Annotated in this window: 14 protein-coding genes, 1 tRNA gene, 1 pseudogene and 1 riboswitch; of the genes and pseudogenes, 7 read left to right on the top strand and 9 right to left on the bottom strand. The window is 68.7% G+C overall.

Features of this window, described 5'->3' with window-relative positions:
* Position 1: 1 nt before the first annotated feature.
* Complete coding sequence (locus AB8A24_RS17785; RefSeq protein ID WP_328965964.1) at positions 2–856, bottom strand: ABC transporter permease; 855 nt, start codon at positions 854–856, stop codon at positions 2–4.
* A gap of 52 nt (positions 857–908) precedes the next feature.
* On the bottom strand, positions 909–1,712 hold the full coding sequence (locus AB8A24_RS17780) for an ABC-2 family transporter protein (protein ID WP_328963215.1): 804 nt from the start codon (positions 1,710–1,712) through the stop codon (positions 909–911).
* A gap of 198 nt (positions 1,713–1,910) precedes the next feature.
* Between AB8A24_RS17780 and AB8A24_RS17775 the strand changes: the two genes are divergently transcribed.
* Positions 1,911–4,364 (top strand): transglycosylase domain-containing protein, encoded by a 2,454-nt coding sequence (locus tag AB8A24_RS17775; protein ID WP_369476545.1) that lies wholly within the window; start codon positions 1,911–1,913, stop codon positions 4,362–4,364.
* Positions 4,365–4,370: 6 nt separating this feature from the next.
* Here the strand turns inward: AB8A24_RS17775 and AB8A24_RS17770 are convergent, their stop codons facing one another.
* The 3 genes from AB8A24_RS17770 to AB8A24_RS17760 form a co-directional block, all read right to left on the bottom strand.
* The gene (locus tag AB8A24_RS17770; RefSeq protein ID WP_030158619.1) at positions 4,371–4,691 is read right to left on the bottom strand and encodes a multidrug efflux SMR transporter; all 321 of its coding nucleotides are present in this window, start codon (positions 4,689–4,691) and stop codon (positions 4,371–4,373) included.
* A 31-nt stretch (positions 4,692–4,722) separates the two neighbouring features.
* Positions 4,723–4,794: riboswitch (guanidine-III (ykkC-III) riboswitch) on the bottom strand.
* A 43-nt stretch (positions 4,795–4,837) separates the two neighbouring features.
* Entirely contained in the window at positions 4,838–5,179 is a 342-nt protein-coding gene (locus AB8A24_RS17765; RefSeq protein WP_266391759.1) for a co-chaperone GroES, read from the bottom strand.
* 43 nt (positions 5,180–5,222) lie between these two features.
* The gene (locus tag AB8A24_RS17760; protein ID WP_328965963.1) at positions 5,223–5,543 is read right to left on the bottom strand and encodes a DUF3618 domain-containing protein; all 321 of its coding nucleotides are present in this window, start codon (positions 5,541–5,543) and stop codon (positions 5,223–5,225) included.
* 104 nt (positions 5,544–5,647) lie between these two features.
* Between AB8A24_RS17760 and bcp the strand changes: the two genes are divergently transcribed.
* The 4 genes from bcp to AB8A24_RS17740 all read left to right on the top strand — a co-directional run bounded on the left by bcp (position 5,648) and on the right by AB8A24_RS17740 (position 7,664).
* Complete coding sequence (bcp, locus tag AB8A24_RS17755; protein WP_030009033.1) at positions 5,648–6,115, top strand: thioredoxin-dependent thiol peroxidase; 468 nt, start codon at positions 5,648–5,650, stop codon at positions 6,113–6,115.
* Positions 6,116–6,245: 130 nt separating this feature from the next.
* Complete coding sequence (locus tag AB8A24_RS17750) at positions 6,246–6,890, top strand: HNH endonuclease (protein WP_369476542.1); 645 nt, start codon at positions 6,246–6,248, stop codon at positions 6,888–6,890.
* Positions 6,891–6,919: 29 nt separating this feature from the next.
* A complete protein-coding gene (locus AB8A24_RS17745) occupies positions 6,920–7,543 on the top strand; it encodes an HNH endonuclease (RefSeq protein ID WP_266391763.1) in 624 nt (207 codons plus the stop codon).
* Positions 7,544–7,591: 48 nt separating this feature from the next.
* A tRNA-Leu gene (locus AB8A24_RS17740) sits at positions 7,592–7,664 on the top strand.
* A gap of 51 nt (positions 7,665–7,715) precedes the next feature.
* Here the strand turns inward: AB8A24_RS17740 and rdgB are convergent.
* The 4 genes and pseudogenes from rdgB to AB8A24_RS17720 all read right to left on the bottom strand — a co-directional run.
* Positions 7,716–8,330, bottom strand: a complete 615-nt coding sequence (gene rdgB / locus AB8A24_RS17735; protein ID WP_328963213.1) for an RdgB/HAM1 family non-canonical purine NTP pyrophosphatase — start codon at positions 8,328–8,330, stop codon at positions 7,716–7,718.
* A 24-nt stretch (positions 8,331–8,354) separates the two neighbouring features.
* On the bottom strand, positions 8,355–8,735 hold the full coding sequence (locus AB8A24_RS17730; RefSeq protein ID WP_266391765.1) for a hypothetical protein: 381 nt from the start codon (positions 8,733–8,735) through the stop codon (positions 8,355–8,357).
* Positions 8,736–8,840: 105 nt separating this feature from the next.
* Entirely contained in the window at positions 8,841–9,566 is a 726-nt protein-coding gene (gene rph, locus AB8A24_RS17725) for a ribonuclease PH (protein ID WP_030724328.1), read from the bottom strand.
* 91 nt (positions 9,567–9,657) lie between these two features.
* A pseudogene (locus AB8A24_RS17720) lies at positions 9,658–9,900 on the bottom strand (glucose PTS transporter subunit EIIB); the annotation flags it as partial.
* Between the two features lie 218 nt (positions 9,901–10,118).
* Between AB8A24_RS17720 and AB8A24_RS17715 the strand changes: the two are divergent.
* Together AB8A24_RS17715 and AB8A24_RS17710 are read left to right on the top strand one after the other, a co-directional pair.
* Positions 10,119–11,420: a PTS transporter subunit EIIC gene (locus AB8A24_RS17715; RefSeq protein ID WP_369476537.1), complete on the top strand. Its 1,302-nt coding sequence runs from the start codon at positions 10,119–10,121 to the stop codon at positions 11,418–11,420.
* A gap of 284 nt (positions 11,421–11,704) precedes the next feature.
* On the top strand, positions 11,705–12,979 hold the full coding sequence (locus AB8A24_RS17710; protein ID WP_328963210.1) for a PTS transporter subunit EIIC: 1,275 nt from the start codon (positions 11,705–11,707) through the stop codon (positions 12,977–12,979).
* Positions 12,980–13,019: the final 40 nt, after the last annotated feature.

Here is a 13,019-nt window from a genome sequence, read left to right as displayed (position 1 = left end):
TCTAGCTCCCCGTGCTTCGGTACGAACGGACTCCCGCGCGCCACGCCAGCGACGCGGGCAGGAACACCACGAAGGCCACCAGCGGGCTCAGGTACGCGACCCACCCGGGCAGTCCCAGCGGATCGGGCCGCCCCAACACGTGCAGCGCGGGCAGCCAGTTGACGAAGGCCAGCGGGACGATGAAGGTCACCCCGCGCAGCAGGTCCTTCGCGAACACCGTCGGCGGGTACTGCAGCATCGTGCAGCCCCCGTAGGTGAAGGAGTTCTGCACCTCCGCCGCGTCCCCGGTCACGAACTGGAAGGCCGCCCCGGTCACCATCACCGCCGCGAAGATGGCCGCACCCGCGATCACCATCACGGGCACCAGCACCACCTTCCCGACCGTCCAGTCCACGTCCAGGGTCCAGACCGCCCAGCCCATCACCCCGAGGCCCTGCCCGATCCGGCCCAGCCGACGCAGCGCGAACCGGTCCGCCGCGACCTGCGCGAGCACCGGGACCGGCCGCACCAGCATCGTGTCCAGCGAGCCGTCGCGGATCCGGGCGCCGATCCGGTCGGTGTTCCCCAGCAGCATGTCCGCCAGGCCCAGGGAGGCCGAGCAGGACCCGTACAGCAGGGCGATCTCGGGCAGTGTGAAGCCGCCGAGCGCGTCCACGTGGGAGAACATGATGGAGATCGCGACGAAGTCCAGGAGCGTGATCACCGCGTGCCCGACGGTCGTCAGGACGAAGGACGTCCGGTACGTCATCGTGGAGCGGATCCACATCGCCACGATCAGCCGGTAGCCGCGCAGCCCCTCCCGGACCGGACCGCCGCGCCGGGGCTCACCGGCCACCACGAGCTCCCGGACCCGCACGCGCACCGGTACCGCTGTCGCCTCCGGTACCGCCGTCGCCTCCGCTTCCGCCTCAGCCACCCTGGACCACCACCTTCCGCGTCGCGGCCGACTGCAACAGCCGCCCCGTCCCCAGCAGTACGAGCGCCCACCCGGCCTGGAAGCCCAACGCCTCGGCCGCGCCCCCGGCCCCGCTGTGCTTGCCCAGCAGGACGTCCATCGGCACCTGCAGCATCGCCGCCCACGGCAGGGCCCGGACGAACTCGCCGAAGCCGCCCGGGAAGACGGTCAGCGGCAGCAGCATCCCGGAGAAGAAGATCGAGGCGACCGTGGCCATGATGTTGACGCCGGCCCCGTCCATCAGCCAGAAGGCCACCAGCCCCACCATGTAGCGCAGCGCGAAACTGACCACCAGCGCCAGCAGGACGGACACCAGGAACAGCAGCCAGCGCAGCGGGTCGACGGGCAGCGCCAGCGGGAACGCCAACGCCCCCGCCACCAGCGGCACCACCCCGCGGCCCAGCAACTGGAAGACCGCCCGCCCCAGATCGGCCGCGAGCCACCACATCTGGAGGTCCGCGGGCCGGTACAGGTCGACCGCGATGTCGCCGGTCCGGATCCGCTCCTGGAGCTCCTCCTGGAAGCCTCCGCCGATCAGGGCGGCGGCGGCCAGCAGCGACTGGCTCACCCAGACGAACGTCAGCGCCTGCGCCTGGTCGTAGCCGCCGAGTCCGGGCCGCTCGTCCCACAGCGCGACGTACGTGTACGCCACGATGAACCCGAACACGGTATTGGTGAACACCCCGGCCGCTGTCGCCGTCCCGTAGGTGGCGTACCGCCTGAATCCGCCTGCCGCGACCGCCAGGTAGAGATCCACTCCGCGACGCACTCTCCGGCGCACCGTATCCCTCCGTTTCCCACGTCGTTCCTAGGTCGGCCAAAGCGCGCGAGCTTAGTGCGGAGGGGCGAGCCACGCGACCGATTTATGCCCGTCCGGAGCGGAATCAGCGGCCATCGGGTAGACACCATGAGGTACAGAAGTGGATATTTTGAACGGCGTCGAGGAGTCCTGGAGATGAGCGACCAGTCACCACCCCCGGGCTGGACCCCTCGTGACCCCGACACCCCGCCCGACGTACCGCAGCCGCGGACCGACCCGTCGGCGTCACAGCAGGCAGAGCAGGCACAGCGCGGGGCACCGCACCAGGGCCGCCCCGAGAAGAAGGCCCGGCGTAGGAGAACCGGCCGGCGCCGCTTCCTGCCCACCTGGCGCATGGTCCTGGGCGGCATCCTGCTCGTCGCCCTGTTGATCGGCGGGGCCCTCGTCGCCGGCTACCTGCTGGTCGACATCCCGCCCGCCAACGCCGCCGCCACCGCGCAGTCCAATGTCTACCTCTACTCCGACGGCTCCCAGATCGCCCGCGACGGCGAGGTCAACCGCGTCAACGTACCGCTGTCGCAGATCCCCCGGTCCGTGCAGCAGGCCGTACTGGCCGCCGAGGACCGGGACTTCTACTCCGAGCGGGCTGTCGACCCCAAGGCGATGATCCGTGCCGCCTGGAACACCGCGACCGGCAAGGGCACCCAGTCCGGTTCGACCATCACCCAGCAGTACGTCAAGAACTACTACTTGGGCCAGGAACAGACGATCAAACGCAAGGCCAAAGAGTTCTTCATCGCGATCAAACTCGGTCGCGAGAAGTCGAAGAACTACATCCTTGAGGGCTACCTGAACACCAGCTACTTCGGCCGCAACGCCTACGGCATCCAGGCCGCCGCCCAGGCCTACTACGGCAAGGACGTCAACAAACTCACCACCGCCGAGGGCGCGTACCTCGCCACCCTCCTCAACTCCCCCAGCGCCTTCGACGTCGTCTCCCACCCCCAGAGCCGCCCCCGCGCCCTCGCCCGCTGGAACTACGTACTCGACGGCATGGTCAAGAAGCAGTGGCTGACCCCCGCCGAACGCGCGACGACCCAGTTCCCCGAACCGGGCAAGGTCCGCGCCGCCGCCGGCCTGTCCGGCCAGCGCGGCTACCTCGTCGAAGCGATCAAGGACTACATCGTCGACAACAAGATCCTCGACGACAAGACCCTCGCCGAAGGCGGCTACCGCATCACCACCACCATCGACAGACGCCGCCAGACCGCCCTCGTCGACGCCGTCAACAGCCAGATGGTCAGCAAACTCGAACCCGAGACGCGCAAGGCCGACCGACTGGTCCGGGCCGGCGGGGTCTCCATCGACCCGGCCACCGGCAAGGTCCTCGCCATGTACGGCGGCATCGACTACACCAAGCAGTACGTGAACAACGCGACCCGCCACGACTACCAGGTCGCCTCCACCTTCAAGCCCTTCGTCTTCGCCGCCGCCGTCGAGAACGACTCCCGCACCCAGGACGGCCGCCGGATCACCCCGAACACGATCTACAACGGCGACAACAAACGCCCCGTCGTCGGCGGCCGCATCCGCTTCGCCCCCGAGAACGAGGGCCAGATCTCCTACGGCAACATCACCGTCAACACCGCCACCGACCTCTCCGTCAACGCCGTGTACGCGCAGATGGCCGTCGACGTCGGCACCGGCAAGGTCAAGAAGACCGCCATCGACCTCGGCATCCCCGAGAACACCCCCAACTTCGTACCCGGCCCGGCCATGGCACTCGGCACCCTCCAGGCCAGTGTCCTGGACATGACCCAGGCCTACGCCACCCTCGCCGACCACGGCCGCCGCACCCCCTACACCTTCGTGGAGAAGATCACCAAGGGCGGCGACACCATCGGCCTCCCCCAGCGCACCCCCACCCAGGCCATCAGCCGCGAAGCCGCCGACACCACCACGTCCATGCTGGTCAGCGTCGTGGACAACGGCACCGGTACGGCCGCCCTCGCCGCCGGCCACCCCGCCGCGGGCAAGACCGGCACCGGCGAACTGGACCGCTCGGCCTGGTTCGCGGCCTACACCCCCGACCTGGTCACCGTGATCTCCATGATGGGCCAGGACCCGGACACCGGAACCCTCGAATCCCTCTACGGCGCCCTCGGCGAGGCCCGCATCGGCGGCGGCGGCTACCCCGCCCGCATCTGGGCCGCGTACACCAAGACCGCCCTGGAAGGCACCGACCCCGTCGACTTCGACCTGGAACTCCAGCCCGGCGCCGCCCAACCCCCGCCACCGACCAGCCCGGAATCCGAACCGCCGCAGGAGACCCCCGGCGAACCCTCGCCCAGCACCCCCGAACGCCCGACCCGCCGCCCCTCACCGACCGACACGACGGGCGGGCGCAACCAGGGCGGCCAGAACAACGGAGGCCAGAACCAGGGCGGCCAGGACAACGGGGGCCAGAACCAGGGCGGCCAGAACAACGGCGGTCAGGACAACGGCGGTCAGGACAACGGCGGCACCACCCAGGGCGGCGACCAGGGCGGCACCACCCAAGGCACCCAAGGCGGCGCGCAGGGCAGCACCCAGGGCAGCGACGGAGGCCCGGCCGAAGGCCTGCGACCACCGTCCGCGTTCCTCGAATAGCGACGATCAGTGACCGGAGGTCGCCTTCAGCCCCACCACGGCGACCAACAGCAGACAGATGAAGAAGATCCGGGCGGCGGTGACGGGCTCACCCAGCACCGCCATACCGAGCACGGCCGCGCCGGCGGCGCCGATGCCCACCCACACCCCGTACGCGGTACCGATGGGCAGGGTCTTCGCGGCGTAGGACAGCAACACCATGCTCGCGACGATCCCGGCACCCGTGAACACACTCGGCCACAGCCGGGTGAAACCTTCGGTGAACTTCATGCCGATCGACCAGCCGACCTCGAGCAGACCGGCGACGAGAAGAAGAACCCATGCCATGACGGCACCTCCGAGACAACGAGCGATACGGGGTGCGTCGTCTTGTCGTACCCGGTACGGCGCGTCTCGTCGGGGTTCCCCTCCACCGTAGCAAAAGGCCGCGAAAAGGGCCGGTGACCTGCGCCACCAGCCCCTTTTCCCTCAGCTCAGAGGTACAGCCCGGTGGAGTCCTCCGACCCCTCCAGCCGCTCCGCGGCCACGGCGTGCAGATCCCGCTCGCGCATCAGCACGTACGTCGCACCCCGCACCTCGACCTCGGCACGGTCCTCGGGGTCGTACAGCACCCGGTCACCCGGCTCGACCGTCCGGACGCTCTGCCCGACCGCGACCACCTCGGCCCAGGCCAGCCGCTTACCCACCGCGGCCGTCGCGGGAATCAGGATGCCGCCGCCCGAGCGCCGCTCGCCCTCCGGCAGATCGGACTTCACGAGCACGCGATCGTGCAACATGCGGATGGGCAGCTTGTCGTGGGTGGTGTTCTCGCTCACGCCACGAACCTACCTGCCCACGCCCGCCCCGTACCGCTCAGGGTCATCCGCGCTTGCGGCGCGCCGACACCACGATCAGCCCGACCAGGCTCACCGCGACCAGCGCGACGGGCACGATCCGGTCGACGCGCGGAGCCCCGTCGTCGTGCCGCAGACCGTCCCGCAGATCCGTCACGATCCGGTTCACCGTGGCGAAGGCCCGCCCGGCGGTCTGATCGACGGTCGAGGCGACCCGTGCCTTCGCGTCCCCGATGATCGTCTTCGGGTGCATGCGCACACCGATCTCGTCGAGCGTCTCGGCGAGCTGCTCACGGCGGCGGACGATGTCCGCCTCGATCTGTGCGGGGGTCCTGGCTTCCGGCACCGCGCTGCCTCCGTCGTCGTGGTCGTGTGGGGCGTAGTCCGCCATGAACAGTCTGTCAGCTTAGTCTCATGGCATACCGATCCCCTCCCGAGGAGAGTGTCACGATGAGCGAGCGACTCCAGCCGGGCGACACCGCCCCCGCCTTCACCCTGCCCGATGCGGACGGCAACGAGGTCTCGCTCGCCGACCACAAGGGCCGCAAGGTGATCGTCTACTTCTACCCGTCCGCGCTGACCCCGGGCTGCACGAAGCAGGCCTGCGACTTCACGGACAACCTGTCCTTCTTGACGGGACACGGCTACGACGTCATCGGTGTGTCCCCGGACAAGCCGGAGAAGCTGGCGAAGTTCCGCGAGAAGGAGGACCTGAAGGTCACCCTGGTCAGCGACCCCGAGAAGGAGACGCTGACGGCGTACGGCGCGTACGGCGAGAAGAAGCTGTACGGCAAGACGGTGACCGGGGTCATCCGCTCCACGGTGGTCGTCGACGAGGAGGGCAAGGTCGAGCACGCCTTCTACAACGTCAAGGCCACCGGCCACGTAGCCAAGATCATCAAAGACCTGGGCCTCTGACCCCCGCCCCACTGAAATGGCCCGCACCATCCGGTACGGGCCATTCCGTTTATCGGACGTAACTACCCGCATATCGGTTCGTCAGTCCGTACGAGGCCACGAACGCGTGGCCGGAACGGAGGGGGCCGGGGTGCCGATCAGCCCGTACACGAAAGAACGCCTCGCGGAGGCGGCGCGTACGTCGCGCACGCTGTCGGAGGCACTGGAGAAGCTGGGGGTCGACCCGAAGAGCCGCTCGCGGCGCTATCTGCACGACCGCATGCGGAAGCTGGGCGTGGACACGTCGCACTTCGAGCGGCCGGCAGCCGTCAAGTGGACAAAGGAGGTCCTGACGGCGGCGGTCGCCGACTCGACGAACATGTGCCAAGTCCTGCGGCATCTCGGCCTGGAGGTCGTGGGTGGCCACCACACGCACATCAGCAGGCGGGTCAAGGCGTTCGGCATAGACACCTCCCACTTCGAACGGCCCTCGCCCGCCGGGCGGCCGAAGACCCGGCGCGCCCCGGAGAGCCTCCTGGTCAGGCGGGACGACCCGCACGCCCGGCGTGCACAGAGTGCGCACCTGAAGCAGGCACTGGCCGCACTGGGCGTGCCCGAGGTGTACCGGATGTGCGGCACACCTCCGACCTGGCGGGGCTATCCGCTGCCGCTGGAGGTGGACCACATGGACGGCGACTGGCGGAACAACCTGCCCGAGAACCTGCGGCTGCTCTGCCCCAACTGCCATTCGGCCACCGACACATACCGTGGTCGTGCGAAGCGGCGCCGCCGGTGAGCACCGGAGAACGCTATACGCGCGAAGTCATGGCCGAGGCGGCAGCACGGTGCGTCAGCATCGACGAGGTCATCGCTCATCTCGACATCAAGCCGTATGCGCGACTGAGCAGGTACCTCCTCTCTAGGTTCCGGCACTTCGGCATCGACGTCGCCCACTTCGAACGCCCGGACCGCAAGCGCCGGGTCAAGCCGGACCGGGAGACACTACGTGAGGCGGTCGCCGCGTCGCACTCGCTGGCAGAGGTCCTGCGGCGCCTCGATCGCAGCGTGTCCGGGAGCCACCACAAGGCTCTGAAGCGGTGGATCGACGAGGAATGCCTCTCCACCTCGCACTTCCTCGGACAGGGTCATCAGCGCGGCAAGCGGGGGACGGTACCGATGAAGCCCGCAGCCGAGATCCTGATCAAACATGACGGCCGGCGGCGAACGCGCACACACCTGCTCCGACGGGCGCTGCGCGAAGTCGGCGTTCCGGAGCACTGCGACATGTGCGGCACGGCGCCCGAGTGGGGCGGGCGGCCCATGACCTTGGAGGTCGACCACGTGAACGGCGACTGGAGCGACGACCGTAGGGAAAACCTGCGGCTGCTCTGCCCCAACTGTCATGCGGTCACCACCACGTGGTGCCGTGGAGGACGACGCGATCGATGATGCCGCTTCCCCCGAACGGCACTGTGCGCAGTAGAGTGTCCATGGCTCGCGCCCGTACGCGACCTGGTTAGCGGTGGTCTTTAGGTGGCCACGTATGTCGGTTCGAATCCGACCGGGCGTACCGAAGATGAGGCCTGGTTCCCCCACCCGGAGGGAACCAGGCCTCGCCGCGTCAGCCCAGGAGGGCGCGGACGAAGGGGACCAGGGCGCGGAAGGCCTGGCCGCGGTGGGAGATGGCGTTCTTCTCCGCCGGGGTCAGTTCCGCGCACGTGCGGGTGTCGCCCTGCGGCTGGAGGATCGGGTCGTAGCCGAAGCCGCCCGTACCGGACGGGGTGTGGCGGAGGGTGCCCAGGAGGCGGCCCTCGACGACGCGTTCGGTGCCGTCCGGCATGGCCAGGGCCGCCGCGCACGCGAAGTGGGCCCCGCGGTTCTCGTCGGCGATGTCGCCGAGCTGGGCCAGCAGCAGGTCCAAGTTGGCCTTGTCGTCGCCGTGGGTGCCGGCCCAGCGGGCCGAGAAGATGCCGGGGGCGCCGTGCAGGACGTCCACGCAGAGGCCGGAGTCGTCGGCGACCGCCGGGAGGCCGGTGGCGCGGGCCAGGGCGTGGGCCTTGAGGAGGGCGTTCTCGGCGAAGGTGACGCCGGTTTCCTTGACGTCCGGAATCTCGGGGTACGCGTCCGCGCCGACCAGCTCGTGCGGCAGGCCGGCGTCGGACAGGATCGCGCGGAGTTCGGAGACTTTGCCCGCGTTGCGGGTGGCCAGGATGAGGCGGCTGGGCGTCGAGGTCATGCCCCCATTATCCCGGGGGGCGGATCACCCCGGGGTGCAGACCTTCGACAGCTCGCTCGCCGCGTCCGCGACCGGCTGGATGTCCGGGGCGCTGTTGCCGCTCTCGATCGAGGAGCGAACGTTCTTGACGGCCGTGTTCATCGAGTCGATGGCCTTGCTCAGGTCGGCGTTGTCCGTCTGGTCGCCGATCTTCTTCAGGTTCGTCTCGATCTGGTTGAGCGCGTTCTGGGCGTCCTGGGGGCTGTTGCCCGCCTGGGAGACGGCCTGCTGGAGGTCGTTGGCGCCGTCCGTGATGGCCACGGCGGTGTTCGCGCAGTCCATGGCCGTGGAGATCGCGTCGCAGGCGGACAGGGCCGGGACGGTGAGTACGGCGGCCACGGCTACGGCCGCTATGCGGAGCTTCATGCGGTTCTCCCCCTGAGGGCTTGGGCGCTACGAGGACGGGCGCACGGTGGCGAAACCGTGCGCCCGTATCTTCCTGGACGCCGGGCCGGGCCCGGCGGTTGCCGGCTACAGTTCGAGCGCGCCCCGCTGGATGGCTTCGAGGTCCGCGCAGCCGCCGGCCGCGAGGTCGAGGAGGGCGTTCAGTTCCTTGCGGTCGAAGGGCTCGCCTTCGGCGGTGCCCTGGACCTCGACGAAGCGGCCGTCGCCGGTGCAGACCACGTTCATGTCGGTCTCGGCGCGGACGTCCTCCTCGTAGCAGAGGTCGAGGAGCGGGACGCCGTCGACGATGCCGACGCTGACGGCGGCGACGGTGCCGGTGAGGGGCTTGCGGCCGGCCTTGACGAACTTCTTCTTCTGGCCCCAGGCGACGGCGTCGGCGAGGGCGACGTAGGCGCCGGTGATGGCGGCGGTGCGGGTGCCGCCGTCGGCCTGGAGGACGTCGCAGTCCAGGACGATGGTGTTCTCGCCGAGGGCCTTGTAGTCGATGACGGCGCGCAGGGAGCGGCCGATCAGGCGGGAGATCTCGTGGGTGCGGCCGCCGATCTTGCCGCGGACGGATTCGCGGTCGCCGCGGGTGTTGGTGGAGCGGGGCAGCATCGAGTATTCGGAGGTGACCCAGCCTTCGCCGCTGCCCTTGCGCCAGCGCGGGACGCCTTCGGTGAAGGAGGCGGTGCAGAAGACCTTGGTGTCTCCGAAGGAGACGAGGACGGAGCCCTCGGCGTGCTTGCTCCATCCGCGTTCGATGGTGACCGGGCGGAGCTGTTCGGGCGTACGGCCGTCGATGCGAGACATGGCTGCGAGCCTAGTCGGTGCCCAGGTGCGCGAAGACCCCGTCCGGGGCTTCCGGGACGGGGTCCGCTGGGACCTGGCTAGGGGGTCCGGATCACATCATGTCTTCGATGTCGGCGGCGATGGGGTCGGCGTCGGTGCCGATGACGACCTGGATCGCGGTGCCCATCTTGACGACGCCGTGGGCGCCGGCGGCCTTGAGGGCGGCTTCGTCGACGAGGTCGGGGTTGATGACCTCGGTGCGCAGGCGGGTGATGCAGCCCTCGACCTCTTCGATGTTCTCGATGCCGCCGAGCCCGGCGACGATCTTCTCAGCCTTGGTGGCCATGTGTTTCTCCCTGAGTGTTTCGAAGAACGGGTCTCGGCGGCCGGTACATGGCTACCCACCTGCACGGTCCGCTTCGTCACGGTAACGCACGGTTGGCCCATCTACGCAGGCACATGACGGGCCTCTGCCGAATGATGACGATCAGCAGCAACCCGCCCACAACTGGTCTACACCAGTGTGCCGTAAGTGTTGCGGCAGCCAAAACGGGCCGGTCAGGGAGGACGCCGATGAGCGTGAGCAGCTCCAAAGCAGGGCCACAGCCGAATTGGCGGAACAACCTGTTCCAGGGGCTGCAGAAGATGGGGCGCAGCCTGCAGCTCCCGATCGCCGTGCTGCCCGCGGCAGGCATCCTGCTGCGGCTCGGGCAGCCGGACGTCTTCGGGGCGGACGGTTTGCAGTGGACGGACGTCGCCAAGGTGATGGCGGGTGCGGGCGGGGCGTTGCTCGACCCGGATCTCGGTCTGCCGCTCCTGTTCTGCATCGGGGTCGCCATCGGCATGGCGAAGAAGGCGGACGGTTCGACCGCCCTCGCGGCCACGGCGGGGTTCCTCGTCTACCGGGGGGTGCTGCACGCGTTCCAGAAGGCGTGCCCGGCGGGGACCAAGGACATCGGGGGTGGCTGTCTGGGGCCGAACGACACCTTCGTGGCGTACACGTACCAGAACCCGGGTGTCTTCGGCGGCATCATCATGGGGCTGCTGGCGGCCTATTTCTGGCAGCGGTACCACCGGGTGAAGCTGGTGGACTGGCTCGGCTTCTTCAACGGCCGGCGGCTGGTCCCGATCATCATGTCCTTCGTCGCGATCGCCTTCGCCGCGCTCTGTCTGTGGATCTGGCCGCCGGTCGGAGACGCGTTGGAGAGCTTCTCCGACTGGTTGCGCGGGCTGGGTGCCTGGGGTGGTGGCATCTTCGGTGTCGCGAACCGCGGGCTGTTGGTGATCGGTCTGCACCAGTTCCTGAACGTGCCGATGTGGTTCCAGTTCGGGTCGTACACGGCGCCGGACGGGAAGACGTACCACGGCGACATCAACATGTTCCTGCACGGCGATCCGAACGCGGGCCTGTTCCTGTCGGGCTTCTTCCCGATCATGATGTTCGCGCTGCCGGCGGCGGCGCTGGCGATCACGCATTGCGCGAAGCCGCAGCGGCGCAAGGAGGTGGGCGGCCTGATGCTGTCGGTGGCCCTGACCTCGTTCGTCACCGGGATCACGGAGCCGTTGGAGTACTCCTTCCTCTTCGTCGCGCCCGTGTTGTACGTGGTGCACGCGGTGCTGACGGGTGTGTCCATGGCGGTGACGTGGGGGCTGGGCGTCCACGACGGTTTCAGCTTCTCGGCGGGTCTGATCGACTACGTCATCAACTGGCAGCTGGCGACGAAACCCTGGCTGATCATTCCGATCGGCCTGTGCTTCGCGCTCGTCTATTACGTGGTGTTCCGTTTCGCGATCACGAAGTTCGACCTGGCGACGCCGGGTCGGGAGTCGGACGAGGAGATCGCGGCGATGGAGTCGGAGACGACCAAGGCCTGAGCCGGCCGGGCCGGCCGGCCCGGTCCCCGCAGGGTTACCGCACGGTCCGTCAAGGGCCCCCGGATCACGATCCGGGGGCCCTTCGGCACGCCCGGCTACATGTGATCCAGGCCACAGGAAATCGAAGGTTCCTTATCTAACCCTCACCGTGTTACAACTGGTCTACACCATGAATTGGTGTAGACCACGACCGCTTCCCCCGGCGGCGTGTCCCCCTTTCTGAGACGTCGCCGTCCCTCGTGGTTGCACCCCTTGGCGGCGCCTTGCTCCCCCCGGAGGAAGTTATGAGTACGGCTACTGACGCCGCTGCGCCGCCCGCCAAGAAGCGGGGATCCGGCCTGATCCAGGGTCTGCAGAAGGTCGGCCGCAGCCTCCAGCTGCCCATCGCCGTCCTGCCCGCCGCCGGCATCCTGCTGCGTCTCGGTCAGCCCGACGTCTTCGGCGCGGACGGTCTCGGCTGGGGCAAGGTCGCCACGGTGTTCGCCACCGCCGGTGACGCGGTCTTCAGCAACCTGCCGCTGCTGTTCTGCATCGGCGTCGCCATCGGCTTCGCCAAGAAGGCGGACGGCTCCACGGCGCTCGCCGCGCTCGTCGGATTCCTGGTCTACAAGAACGTCCTCACCGCCTTCCCGGTGACCGAGGCCGTCATCAACACCACCGAGAACAAGGGTGTCGACGTCGCCGCGACGTACAACAACCCCGGCGTCCTCGGCGGCATCATCATGGGTCTGCTCGCCGCGGTCCTGTGGCAGCGCTACCACCGCACCAAGCTGGTGGACTGGCTCGGCTTCTTCAACGGCCGCCGGCTCGTCCCGATCATCATGGCCTTCGTCGGTGTCATCGCCGGCGTGTTCTTCGGTGTGGTCTGGGAGCCGATCGGCGAGGTCATCTCCAACTTCGGTGAGTGGATGACCGGGCTGGGTGCCGCGGGCGCCGGCATCTTCGGTGTCATCAACCGCGCGCTGATCCCGATCGGCATGCACCAGTTCGTCAACACCGTCGCCTGGTTCCAGATCGGTGACTTCACCAACGCCGCCGGCGAGGTCGTCCACGGTGACCTGAACCGCTTCTTCGCCGGTGACCCGGAGGCCGGTCTGTTCATGACGGGCTTCTTCCCGATCATGATGTTCGGCCTCCCGGCCGCCGCCCTGGCCATCGCCCACACCGCTCGCCCGGAGCGCCGCAAGGCCGTCACCGGCATGATGGTCTCGCTCGCCCTCACCTCGTTCGTCACGGGTGTCACCGAGCCCATCGAGTTCTCGTTCATGTTCATCGCGCCGGTGCTCTACGCGATCCACGCCGTCCTGACCGCCCTCTCCATGGCGATCACCTGGGCGCTCGGGGTCCACGCGGGCTTCACCTTCTCCGCGGGTCTGATCGACCTCGGCCTCGGTTGGAGCAAGGCGACCAACCCATGGATGATCATTCCGATCGGTCTGGTCTTCGGAGCGATCTACTACTTCGGGTTCCGCTTCGCGATCGTCAAGTTCAACCTCCCGACGCCGGGCCGCGAGTCCGACGAGGAGCTGGCCGAGATGGCCAAGGCCGACGCCAAGTAGGCAGTCCCGTAGGCACGAAGAAGCCCCCGCTCTCCCGGAA

Origin of the sequence: Streptomyces sp. BF23-19 (assembly GCF_041106355.1) — a bacterium.
GTDB lineage: Bacteria > Actinomycetota > Actinomycetes > Streptomycetales > Streptomycetaceae > Streptomyces > Streptomyces virginiae_A.
This window is presented reverse-complemented; position numbering and strand designations above follow the sequence as displayed.